The 13,611-nt window shown below is 58.7% G+C and carries 1 protein-coding gene (cut by a window edge); it reads left to right on the top strand.

Going from position 1 to position 13,611, the window contains the following annotated elements:
- Nucleotides 1-13,611 carry the 3' portion of a non-ribosomal peptide synthetase gene (locus A3844_RS18015; RefSeq protein WP_074108119.1) on the top strand. It extends 3,147 nt beyond the left edge of the window, so only the last 13,611 of its 16,758 coding nucleotides appear in the window; the start codon falls outside the window, past its left edge; its stop codon occupies nt 13,609-13,611.

Below are 13,611 nucleotides of genomic sequence, written 5' to 3'. Positions count from 1 at the left end.
GATTCCATCTCGTTTACGGACCTTGGGGTTGCAGTCAACCGTCTTTTTGGTATCAAAATAAATGCGACACTGTTCTACGAATACAGCACGATTGACAACATCGCCGCCTACTTGTCGGAACAGGTCGGCATTGTCCCGGCACTCCGCTCCGAGCCGGTGCCGGAGGCTGCCGGGCAGGCTCCGGCGGAGGCGGAAGGGGGCCGGCGTGCGGCAGCGCCAGGCGAAGCCGGGGCGGTGCTGTCCGGTAATGCCGGCGCGGCTGCCGAACAAGACCGGGAGGACAACCGGATTGCCATCGTCGGCATGTCGGCGCGGCTGCCCGGTTCACCTACTCTGCAGGACTTCTGGAATAACCTGGAGCGCTGTGCAGATTTGGTTACGGAAATTCCGGAGGACCGCTGGGATTACCATTCGTTCTACGGAGATTCCAAGAGAAGCAGCAATAAGAGCCATTCCAAATGGGGCGGATTCATGTCCGGCGTAAACCACTTCGACTCCCTGTTCTTCGGGATATCGCCTAGAGAAGCCGAGATTATGGATCCGCAGCAGCGGCTGTTTCTGGAAGTGGTCTGGGAGACCTTCGAGAATGCCGGTTACAGGCTGTCCGAGCTGTCGGGGTCGGATACGGGAGTTTTTGTCGGCTGCACAGGAACCGATTTTCTGGATGTGCTGCAGTCCAGCGGCAAAGCGATCAACGCCCATTCCATTTCAGGGCTGTCCCGCACCGTCATCCCGAACCGGGTTTCCTATCTGTTCAATTTCCATGGACCCAGCGCCGTTGTCGATACAGCATGCTCCAGCTCGCTGGTTGCAGTACATAGAGCGGTTGCCGCCATCCTGAACGGCGAATGCTCCATGGCTATCGCCGGAGGCGTCAATCTGATCCTCAGCCCCTTTGCTCACATTGCCCTGAGCAAAACGGATATGCTGAGTCCGGACGGACGCTGCCGGGCCTTCGACCAAAGCGCCAACGGCTATGTCCGCGGTGAAGGCATTGCGGCCGTGTTGTTAAAGCCGCTGGCTCAGGCGGTTGCGGACGGCGACCACATTCACGGGGTCATCTGCGCCTCGGCGGAGAATCACGGCGGTCGTACTAATTCTTTGACCTCCCCGAATGTCAACGCCCAAGCGGATCTGCTGGTCCAGGCTTACCGGAAGGCAGGGATTGATTCATCTACCGTTACCTATCTGGAAGCTCATGGAACCGGGACGGCGCTCGGTGATCCGATCGAGATTAACGGAATCCAAAAAGCGTTCGACACCTTGGGGCATTGGAGCGGCGGCAGCAAGGACGCAGAGCCTTACTGCGCCATCGGTTCAGTGAAAGCGAACATTGGCCACCTTGAGGCTACCGCAGGAATTGCCGGTCTGCTGAAGGTGCTGTTGGCGATGAAGCACCGGACGATACCGGGCAATCCGCAGCTGAGCGAGCCTAATCCGCTGATTGAGCTGGAGCGCTCCCCGTTCTATCTGGTGCGCGGCACACAGGCCTGGAAGCGGCTTACGGGCAAGGATGGAAGGGATATTCCATTCCGTGCCGGGGTCAGCTCCTTCGGCTTCGGCGGAGTGAATGCCCATATCGTCATCGAGGAATTCATGCAGCCTGACAGCGTGGTCAGCGACGACACCGGCGGAGAGTTCCTGATCGTTCTGTCCGCCCAAACCGCAGAGGCTCTCCGGGAGTATGCGGAAAGGCTGCTGAACTTCCTGGAGAATGCTCAAGCGGTCAGCTCCATTCCCTTGAGTAAGCTCGCATTTACGTTGCAAACGGGCCGTGAGGAGTTCGAGGAACGCCTTGCGCTGTCAGTTCATTCCCTGGATGAGCTGCAAGAAATGCTGATCTCATTTATCGACGGGCATGCTCCGGCGGGCAATCTGTTCCGGGGAAGCGCCGGTGGCGATGGACAGAGCGTCCATCAGTTGCTGGAGGGCTCCGAAGGAGCGGATTACGTCCGTATGCTGATAAAGAACAAGCGGTACCGGAAGCTGGCCTCTCTGTGGGCCGATGGAGCACGGATCGACTGGAAGCTGCTGTACGGAACCAAGCCGGGCAAGCTGCCGCTGCCGGTATATCCTTTTGCCCGGACAGCCTTTAAGCTGCCGGTGGATTTCAACGAGCTGCTGAAACCCGCCGCCAGAAAGGCCCCGTTGATCGACCGGGTGCATCCGGCGCCGGGCGATGCGGCGGTCTGCTTCCACAAAACGTTCAACGGACGCGAGCCGATCCTGAAGGACCATGAAGTAAACGGCATGGAGATCATGCCCGGCGTAGGCTACCTTGAAATGGTGCATCAGGCGGCGTCCATGTTCAGATCCGGCCCGTTTGTCCTGTCGAAGCTGGCGTGGCTCCAGCCGCTGACTGTTGCAGAGGAGCAGCTGGATGTCTACGTGCTTCTCAAGGAGCGGGGGGAGCAGCAATTCGGCTATGAGGTGCGTAGCGGGGGCACAGAGGGAATGCTGCATGCCCAAGGCACCATCGGCAAGGCCTCCGAAGTTCAGGAAAGCAGGCAGGTGTCCATTCCGGACATTCAGGCGCGTTGCCGGACAGTGCATGAACGGGAGCCTTTTTACCGTCTTATCCGTGATGCAGGCATTCATTACCGGACCTACTTTCAGTCGGTGCAGCGGATATGGTCCAACGGGGAAGAGGCGCTGGGCGCCATGCAGCTTCCTGCGGACTATGCCCATGAGCTGGAGGAATATAATCTTCACCCATCTCTGGCGGACGGCGCGCTGCAGACGATGGCCATTCTTATGAACAAGGGCGGCGCCCCCCGAATCCCGTTCGCTGCCGAACGAGTGGAATTCTTTCGCCCGCTTACCGCTGAATGTTACGCCTATGTGCAGAGAAACGGCGAGCATTCATTCCATCTGGCCATTCTGGATGATAAGGGCAACGTATGCGTTGCCTTCACGGAGCTGATGTCACGGGGAGTGAAGCAGCCTGCGTCCGGAATGTATTATTCCACGCAGTGGAAGCAGGCAGGCTCGGCCGATTCCAGCGCAGCCCTAACCGGACATGAACAAGTTCTGGTCATTGCGCCGCAGCTACCGGTAGAGCTTGCACCTGAGTTCAGACAGCGGTTCCCGAATGCGAAGATGCTTCGTATGGGCCGGCGGATGTTCTGCGTCCACGAACATGAGTATGAGATGGATACAGCCGATCCGCAGGCGTTCGAGCCTTTGCTCGAGGCCATCGGCCCCGTCGATCAGGTGTATTTCCTGGGCGGGCTGCACGCTTGCGTCTATGGACCGGCTGACTTGAACAGGATACGGGAGCTGGAGGAGCAGGGGGTTATCGCGTTGTTCCGGCTCATCCAGGCGCTCGGCAAGCGGGGAAGGACCAGACAGCCGCTCAGGCTGCTTATTGTGACCAACCAGGCGGCGCTCGTCACGGGAACGGAGACTGCGAATCCGGGGGCTGCGTCTCTGATCGGCTTTGCTATGGGGGCGGCAGCGGAATATCCGGCCTGGCGCATTCGCCATCTTGATATATCCTTGCAAGAAGCTGACCCGGCGGATCTAACGGCGAAGCTGATCGCTTATAACACACAGGATGTCAGTGAAGGAGAGGGGCTGACCGCTCTGCGGGGCGATCGGCTGTACCGGCAAGCTGTATACGGGCTGGAGCTGCCTCCTGCAGCCCATAGCGCCTTCAAGCAGCAGGGAGTGTATTTTATCGTGGGCGGTGCAGGCGGCATCGGCCGAAGCTTGAGCGAATACTTGGCGGCCCAATACCGGGCCCGGTTGGTCTGGGTGGGAAGACGTACGCTGGACGAAGAAATCGGACATGCAATCCGGAGCATTGAAGCCAAAGGCGGAGAAGCCGTCTACCTTCAGGCGGATGCCAGCGACGCTGCACAATTGGGACTGGCGGCGGCACAGGCGGTGGAGCGTTTCGGCGCAATCGACGGAGTTATCCATTCCGCCCTTACGCTGCGGGACCAGACCATTGAATCCATGTCCGAGTCCGTTCTGCGGGAGGTGCTCGCGCCCAAAGTTGCAGGCACGGCGGCCCTTTACCATGTATTCAAGGAAGCGCCGCTTGATTTCATGCTCTTCTTCTCCTCCACCAGTTCGTTTCTCAGGAGCGCAGGGCAGAGTAATTACGCGGCAGGCTCCAGGTTCCAGGACCTGTTCGCTCAAGCGATATCCTCTGCGGCCCGCTTCCCGGTTAAGCTAATCAACTGGAGCTACTGGAGCGAAACCGGAATAGTGGCGGGCAAAAATTATGTAGAGCGCCTCAATTCACTTGGAATGACCGGCATCCACACCGGTGAAGGCATGGAGACGATCGAACGGGTCCTTGCGAGTCCGGTGGAGCAGGTGATTGTCATCAAAGCCTCTCCGCGGATACTGGAGGTGCTGGGATATGATCCGGAGCTGAAGCTGATCGCGCATCGGCCATCATCTCCCGCAGCCTCCCTCGCCCTGCCGCCGGCTCCGGAACCGACGGGAACCGCGGAGGTGGACCGGCTCATCGCCGGATTCCGCAGTGTGGAAGCATACGGCATGCATAGGCTGGCCGGCGTAATTCGGAGAATGGGCGGTTCGCAGCATTCCGGTGAATCGCATAGCATAAGCGGACTGCGGGAACGTCTGGGAATCATTCCGGCATACGACCGGCTGTTCGATGCGATCGTGCGTATGCTGGCCGGTCGCGGCTACATGCTGCTGGACGGGAATTCGGCCGCGATGCTGCCACGATTGGACCAGCCGGAGACAGCGCAGCCGAGCCAACAGGACATGCTTGAGGCCTATCCGCTGCTGAGCCCTTACGTTGCGCTGCTCGATACGTGCCTGGAGGCGTATCCCGAAGTGCTGACCGGCAAGCTGGACCACATGCAGGTGCTGTTCCCGGACGGCTCCAAATCGCGGGTAGAGCCGATCTACAAAGGCAATGCGCTGGTGGATTATTACAACAAGACCGTAGCTTCGCTGATCCGCCGGATCGTTGAAGCCCGCCTGAAGGCCAATCCGGGCGAGGTCGTCAAAGTATTGGAAATCGGTGCGGGAACAGGGGGCACCAGTGTTTTTGTTTTCGATGCCCTTAAGGATTTGCGGGAGCAGATTGAATACTACTATACAGACATATCCCCTGGGTTTACCCGGTACGGAGAGAAGCAGTACGGGGAGACCAGCGGGTTCGGACTGTTCCGAACGCTGGATATTGAGAAGGACATCGAAGCCCAGGGCTTTGAGCCGGATTCGATGGATATCTGCTTTGCCTCCAACGCCATTCACGCAACGGGGGATATTCAGCGGGCTCTCGGCCATGTGAAAAGACTGCTGAGAACGGGGGGGCAGCTTATTCTGAACGAGCTGACCTCCCTTCAGGTATTCTCAACACTGACCTTCGGCTTAACGACCGGCTGGTGGCTGTTTGAAGATCCCGAGAAGCGGATTCCGGGATCTCCGCTGTTGAGCCCAAGGCAATGGAAGGAGGCGCTCGGATTATGCGGCTTCCGCCATACCCGACTGGTTGATTTGCTGCAGCGGGAAGGGGAGGACAGGAGCCAGAGCATTATTGTGGCGGAGAGCGACGGTGTCGCCCGCCTGCCACAGCCGACACAGCTCCATCCGGCAACCGAACCGGTGCCGTCAAAGGCAGCGCTGCCTGCCGCTGCTGAAGTCCGGCCGGAGCCGGCCGTCGTACAGGGAAGCCCGGCTCCCGCTGCGGAGCAGAACGTTCTGGAGGAGCTGCGCGAAATGTTCGCTGCGGTGCTGAAGATCGCTCCGTCGGCGCTGAAGCCGGATGTGCCTTTTGAGAAATACGGGGTCGATTCCCTGATTATCATCGAGCTGAATAAGCTGTTCGAAGAGAAGTTCGGACAAGTATCCGGCACAGTATTGTTTGAGAACTCCACGCTTAGGATGCTAGCCGCCTATTTTATGGAGCATCACCAGGAACAGGTTGAACGCAGCTTCACCAAGGAGCCTGCGGAAGCTGCTGCGCCGGTTGTACATGAGAACGACCTGCCCGATAGGTTTACGAAGGAGCCGCCGACAGCTGCTGTGCAGGAGCCCATCCACACAACATGGCGCGGCTCACTCCGGGAACAGCCTGCCGACATACCGGCGACGGGCAGTCATGCTCCTGCTGCAGCGGGGACGGGGGAAATCGCTGTAATCGGACTAGCCGGCCGTTACCCGCATGCCGATTCGCTGGATCAATTCTGGGATAACCTTGCCGCCGGCAAGAACTGCGTTGCGGAAATTCCGCCGGACCGTTGGGACTGGTCGGCCCATTATGATCCGTCCGGCTCTTCTGCGGACAAGAGCTACAGCAAATGGGGCGCTTTTATTGCGGACCCTGACAAATTTGATGCCGAGTTCTTTGAATTCAATGCAGGGTATGCGGCAGAGATGGACCCTCAAGAGCGCATCATGCTGGAGCTGACTTGGCATCTGCTTGAAGATGCGGGGTATCCGTACCGGTCATTGTCGGAGCAGGGACTGAAAACAGGTGTTTTTCTCGGTGTTATGTATGGGACTTATGGGATGATGGGGGCGCTGGCTTCGGCAGAGGGCGCTAACAGCCATGCTCAATCCTCGTATTGGCTGATCGCCAACCGTGTCTCCCATTACTTTGATTTCAAGGGACCGAGCTTTGCCGTGGACTCCGCTTGCTCGTCTTCGTTAACGGCTCTGCATCTGGCCTGCGAGAGCATCCGTCGCGGAGAATGCAATACGGCGGTCGTCGGAGGGATTAATCTGATCCTGCATCCGAGACATTTGCAGCGGTTGTCCAATCTGCACAACCTCAGCTCGGACGACAAGACGCGAACCTTCAGCGGGGAGGCAGACGGCTTTGTTGTCGGAGAAGGAGCCGGAAGCGTGCTGCTGAAGCCGCTTGAGCTGGCTGTGCGGGACGGAGACCGGATCTACGGGGTAATCAAAGGCACGGCCGTTAATTCGACCGGAAATGCCGGAGCCTTCATGTCGCCCAATCCGGCGGTGCAGGGTGCTTTGATTGCGGAGGCGCTGGAACGGGCACAAGTCGATCCACGGACCATCAGCTGTCTGGAGGCCCATGGAACAGGCACAGCTCTGGGAGATGCCGTAGAAATCAGCGGCTTGACCAAAGGTTTCCTTCCTGGCGGTGCAGATCGGCAGTATTGCGCAATCGGGTCGGTCAAATCGAATATCGGCCATCTGGAAGCAGCTGCCGGAGTATCCGCCCTGACGAAAGTGCTGCTTCAGCTGAAGCATCGGCAGCTTGTGCCCACCCTGCATGCTGAGAATCCGAATTCCTATTTGAAGCTTGAACGGACCCCGTTCCGCCTTCAGTTGGAGCTTGAGGAATGGAAGGCTCCGGTCATTGCTGGGACGGTGCTCCCACGGCGGGCGGGCGTCAGCTCATTTGGCGCCGGTGGAGCCAACGCCCATGTAATTGTGGAAGAGCATACGGCTGCCGAGCGGCCCGGATACGGAGAACAGCCGCATCTGATTGTGCTCTCCGCCAAGAAGGATGCAAGACTCCATGCCTATGCAGCCAACCTGTATGCGTATCTACAGGAGCATTCCGAGCATTCACTCGGGGAGATTGCGTATACGCTGCAAAAGTCCAGGTACCACATGGACAGAAGATTGGCCTTTATTGCAGAATCCAGGGAGAACCTTCTGCACATGCTTCGTCAGGCCTCCACCGGCGATTATACCGGCATGCTGTGCGGGGACGCGGAGCCGGATTTCGAGACGGATGATGAAGCGGTAAGCGCAGCTATTCAGGAACGGAATCTGCCGCAATTGGCCCGGCTGTGGCTGGCCGGCAGCCGAATCGACTGGCCTGCCCTGTATGCACACGGCACACCGGCGCTTGCGACGCTGCCGGGGTATCCGTTCGAGCGGGTCCGGCACTGGTTGAAATCCGGTAAGAACGGGGACGGCCTTCGGCTGCCGCCGGTTGAACGGCCTGCCGGGGAGCGTTCGGGAACCGGCGTCTACACCCGCACCTTCAGATACAATGAACCTTATCTTCGCGACCATGTTACATTCGGGAAGCAGGTGATGTTGGGCGTTACCCATTGCAGCCTGGCACTTGAGGCAGCCCGGAAGGCGTATCCCGATAGACCTCAGGCGCATATCCGCAACCTTCTGCTGATAGAGCCGGTTATCGTGGAGCGGGATGAGTGGGTGGAGGTCGGCATTCAGATGGACGGCGCTGCCTTTGCCAGCGTGTATTCCGGCGGAGCGCACAGCGGACCAAGGGAAGCGGCGCGGGGAGAGTATTACTTCTCCTATGAAGCGGAGCCGCCGCCCCTGGATGTGGAGGACTTCATCCGCCGCAGTGACCGGACGTATACTGCCGGAGACATCTACACAAGGAAGAAGCCCGGCGTATACGGACCGGCTCTCCAGACGGTAGCCGAAGCGTATGTATGCGGGGGCGAGGCGGTAGGCAAGCTCAGGCTCACAGATGAAATGCTGCGGGACGGGCAGCGGTACTTCGTTCATCCGGCTTATCTGGACGGAGCGATGGTTACCCGGTTCGCGCTGCTGGAGGATAGCGGAGAGCCGGAGCCGTTCATTCCCCTGATGGTCAAGAGAATAACCGTCTTCCGGCCGCCGTCGGGCATTTGTTACAGCCGGGTGCAGCCGGTTAAGAGCAATGAAGAAATGTGGGAGGTGGATCTGACGCTGTATGACGAAATGGGAGCCCCTTTGGTAAGGCTGGAGGGCTTTGTCGCCAAAAGAGTGAGAACCGATGAGGATGACAGGCGCAGGAAGGATCCGGTGTTTGCGGCCGTTTCGGCCGGAGAGCCGGAGGAGGCGGCAGAGACGGGTGGACCGATCCCGGCGGTCAGAAGCTATATTGCCGGGAAGCTTGCCAGAATTTTGCAGGTGTCCGCATGGTCGCTCAAGCCGGAGAAGAACTTTATGGACATGGGTGCCACTTCGATGGTGCTGGTTAACCTATCGCAGACAATCGCAAGCGATCTGGATGTGGAGCTTTACCCGACGCTGTTCTTCGAATACCCGACTATTGGCGCGTTGTCGGAATATCTGGCGAATGAGTATACGCAGCAGTGCTCCGCTTATTTAGCTGGGGCAGAGCTTCTCAGCCCTGCCGAGGCGATTGCCGCGGCAAGCGAAAAGGAGCCGGGAGGGCGAGCAGCGGCGCATATGCGTGAGGCGCAGGCCAAGGCAGGGATTGTGCTGGAGGAACGGAAGGAGGCGGACGATCCGTTGGCCGATACCGGTGCGGCGGAGAATGGGGCAGTCGCCATCATCGGGATAAGCGCGATGCTGCCGGGCTCGGCGGATCTGGAGGACTTTTGGAGCAAGCTCGAAGCAGGCGAAAATCTTGTAAGCGAGATTCCCGCAGATCGCTGGGACTGGCGGCGCTACTATAAGAATAACCCGGATGAACCGGGCACAACGAATATTATCTGGGGCGGGTTCATGAAGCACATGGATACCTTCGATCCGGGCTTCTTCGGCATCTCTCCCAGGGAAGCCAATCTGATGGACCCGCAGCAGCGGCTTAGTCTCCAGCTTGTCTGGAGCGCCATTGAGGATGCGGGCTATAATCCAAGGCAACTGGCCGGCAGCAATACAGGAGTGTTCATCGGCGTGGCAGGACATGATTATGCCGACGTATTGGCCAAGGGAGTTGTCGAGAGCGAAGCGCAAGCGCTAACGGGCAATGCCCATAACGTGCTCACCGGCCGGATCTCCTTCCTGCTGGATCTTCACGGTCCAAGTGAGCCGATCGATACGGCTTGCTCCAGCTCGCTCGTCGCTGTGCACCGTGCGGTTGAATGCCTGAGCAACGGCGAATGCAATTTAGCTCTGGCCGGGGGCATTAATGTCATTGCAAGCCCCTCCTTGTATGTTTCGTTCGACAGCGTCGGCATCTTGAGTCCCGACGGCAAGTGCAGGACGTTCGACAAGGATGCGAGCGGTACGGTCCGCGGCGAAGGAGCGGGAATTCTGCTGCTGAAGCCTCTGAACCAGGCCGTTCGGGATGGAGACCACATCTACGGCGTCGTTCGGGGAACCGCTGTCAACCACGGCGGCAAAGCCGGGTCCCTCACAGCGCCCAACCCGAAGGCGCAGGCCAATGTCGTCGCAGCCGCTTATGAAAAGGCAGCGATCGATCCGGGCACCGTCGGCTATATCGAAGCCCATGGAACCGGCACTGCCTTAGGTGATCCGGTGGAGATTAACGGTTTGAAGGCAGCGTTTAAACAACTGTACGGCAAGTGGAGCCGCACGTATAACGGCCCGCATATCGGCATTGGCACTTTGAAGACGAACGCCGGTCATCTGGAGACGGCGGCGGGGGTAGCCGGAATCCTGAAAATTGTCGGGGCGATGAAACGCGGGGTTTTACCGGGTCTCCTTCATTTTGACGAGATCAATCCGTATATTCAGCTAACCGGCAGTCCGTTCTATCTGGTCAAAGAGACGCAGCCCTGGAGCCGAATCAAGGACAACACCGGCCACGAGCTTCCTTACCGGGCCGGCATCAGCTCCTTCGGATTCAGCGGAGTGAATGCCCATGTTGTATTGGAAGAATACACCGGCGCTTGTCTGCCGGAGCCTGATCGGGAAGATGTGCTGATTACTCTGTCTGCACGCAACGAAGAGCGGCTGCGGGAATACGCGGAATCGTTGAGCCGGTTCTTGAAGCAGAGCGGGACCGGGGAGTCCGGCCACGCTGCAGCAAGGCTGCAGGCTATCCTTACCGGCGAGGTGCAGCAACTGGTCGCCGAGATTGCCGGAATTTCAGGCGAGGACCTGGATGGCGAAACTCAGCTTATGGAGTGCGGCTTGGACACTATTCTGCTTGCCCGGTTGGGGGAAGCGGTGGAGGAGCGGTTCGGCCCAGGAATGGAGAGCATGGAATGGCGGCCGGAATGCCGCATTAAGGAGCTGGTGCGAATCCTTGCTGCCACAGCATCTGTGAAGCGCCGCTTCGGCCGGCACAGGGGAGCTGCTGCAGGTGTCAGTCTGCGGCAGATTGCGTACACGCTGCAAACGGGCAGAGAGGCCATGGAAGCAAGACTTGCCTTTATCGCCGAGGACCTGGAGGATCTGCAGGCCAAGCTTGAAGCTTACCTTGACGGAGCAGCGGCTGGAGATTCCGGCATCAGCTCATCGCAAGGTAGGGGGGCTCACAGGTCCGAAGACGACCTGGAGGCAGAAGTGGCACAACTGAAGCTTCCCGAAGAGCTGGAGCGGCTCGCTGCCTTGTGGGCGCAAGGCGCTGATTTCAGCGAATGGAACCGGCTGTATCCTTCCGGCTTGCCCGGAAGAGTACAGCTGCCCGCATATCCGTTCTCCCGCCAACGCTATTGGGTGGAACCGCTGGCGGAGGTGTCCGCCGGGTCGGGAGAGCCGCCTGCCGTTGTCCCGCAGGCGGCTCTGACCGCACTCATCGACAGCAATGAATCGAATTTAGTCCGCCAGTGCTATAAGAAGCTGCTGCGGGCGGAAGCGTTCTATCTGCAGGATCATATCGTTGACGGCCGCATGATTCTGCCCGGTGTGGTCCACCTGGAGATGGCCCGCATGGCCGGGGAATTGGCGCATCCGTACCAGCATGTGACCGGCTTGGCCAACGTCACGCTGATTCAGCCGCTGCAATTGACGGGAGAGCCTGTCGAAGCATGGACCTCCATTCATCAGTCGGCAGCGGGCTATGACTTCAGGATTAGCCTGGAAGACGGAACGGTCAGCTCCCAAGGCGAGATTCACTACGGGGCACTGCCGGATGTTCCGTCCGAACGTTTAGATCTGCAGGGAATCGCCCGGCGGTGCCGCACGGAAATGGAGCAGAACGAATTTTACCATTTGTTTGAGGGTGCCGGATTTGCCTATGGCACAACCTTCAAGCCGCTGCGTCGAATCTCCTTTTACGGTGATGAGGCGCTCGCGAGCATTCATTTGCCTGACCGCTTGCAGCAGGATTTCCAATCATTCCTGCTGCATCCCGTCCTGATGGAGGGGGCGCTGCAGACTGCGGGCTTTCTGGCCAACCGCCATGCGCAAAAGGAAAGTCCGTACATCCCGTTTGCGATTGGCAGTCTTGAAATCTACGGTGAACTGCCGGAGCACTGTCTGGCGTATGCCTCGTTCTCGTCCTCTGCATGCGAAGAAGAGGTGCTGAGGCTGGATGTAAGTCTGGTCGATTCCGAGGGGAACGTGCGAGTCAAGATTAAGGACTACAGCGTGAGGCCGCTTATCCGGCGTGGTAACGGCCAATCCCTCCTGTACCGTCCAGCTTGGGAGGAGAAGCACAGGGAGCAGGATGACGTTCCCGTGGAGGGTCCGATCGTGCTGTTCCATGATGACAGCAGCTTATGTGGGACATTGTCCGCAGCGACGGGCCAACGGGTCATTCTTGTGAAGCCGGGAGATCGCTTTAGGCGCATGGGGAACGACAGCTATCGGATAAATCCGTTATATGAAGAGGAATACCGCCAATTATTTGAAGAGCTGGAGGAAGTGGCTCCGGGCTACTCACATATCGTACACATGTGGTCGCTTGAAGCACGGGGCGAGAGCATTTCTCCGACCGACCAGCTTGATCGCGGCCTATTGTCACTCTTCTATGTGAGCAGGGCTGCTGTCGCTGCCGATTCGGACCGTGAGGTCCGGATGGTTCATCTGTATCGGCGGGATGATCCTGCAGGCGCGGCCGTCGGCGGCTTTTACAAAAGCTTATATCTTGAGAACAGACACTGGCTCGGCCGTTCCGTCGGTATGGACCCGGATGCCCCGGAGCTGCTTCCGGAAATTCTTCTGCGGGAGCTTACCAGCGGCGGACCTGAGCGGGAGGTGCGTTATCTCGGCGTTGTGCGGCAGGTGAGAAAGCTTGAGATTTACGAGCCGTCACGCGTAAACACCACGCCCTTGAGGGAGAACGGCGTTTATTTGATTACGGGGGGCGCGGGCGGCATAGGGTTTCAGGTCGCCCTGCATCTGGCCAAAAATTACCATGCCAGGCTGGTATTGAACGGCAGAACGGCTATGAACGAGGGGATTGCGGCCAAGCTTGCTGAATTGGAACGGGCGGGAGGCCAGGCGGTCTATGTGAGCGGAGATATATCCGACCAAGCGGATGTGGGATTCGTGCTGAGACAGGCCAAAGCCCAGTTCGGCCGGATTAACGGAATTCTCCACTGTGCTGGCATTATCCGGGATTCTATCGCCCTCCGCAAGCAGCGCGAGGATATCATGGATGTGCTGGAGCCCAAAATTTCCGGCGCGGTTTATCTGGATGAGGCGTTGCGGGATGAGCCGCTGGATCTGTTCGTCCTGTTCTCCTCGATATCGGGCGAGATCGGCAACATTGGGCAATGCGACTATGCCTATGCCAACAGCTTCCTAGACCATTTTGCCCGCAAACGGGAAGCGCTGCGCATGGAGCATAAGCGTTACGGTAGAACCGTCTCCATCAATTGGCCATTGTGGGAGGACGGCGGCATACCGGTCGATGAGGCAACCAGGCGTTTCATGAAACAAACACTGGGGTTGTTGCCCCTTAGCCATGAACAGGGAATCCGCTTATTCGAGGAATGTCTGGGGTCTGACGAGGAGCAGCTGATGGTGCTTTACGGCAACCGGGACAGAATGAAGGCCGTGCTTATCGGATCATGA

The sequence above is a fragment of the Paenibacillus helianthi genome, assembly GCF_001909055.1.
Taxonomy (GTDB): Bacteria; Bacillota; Bacilli; order Paenibacillales; family Paenibacillaceae; genus Paenibacillus_AQ; species Paenibacillus_AQ helianthi.
This window is presented reverse-complemented; position numbering and strand designations above follow the sequence as displayed.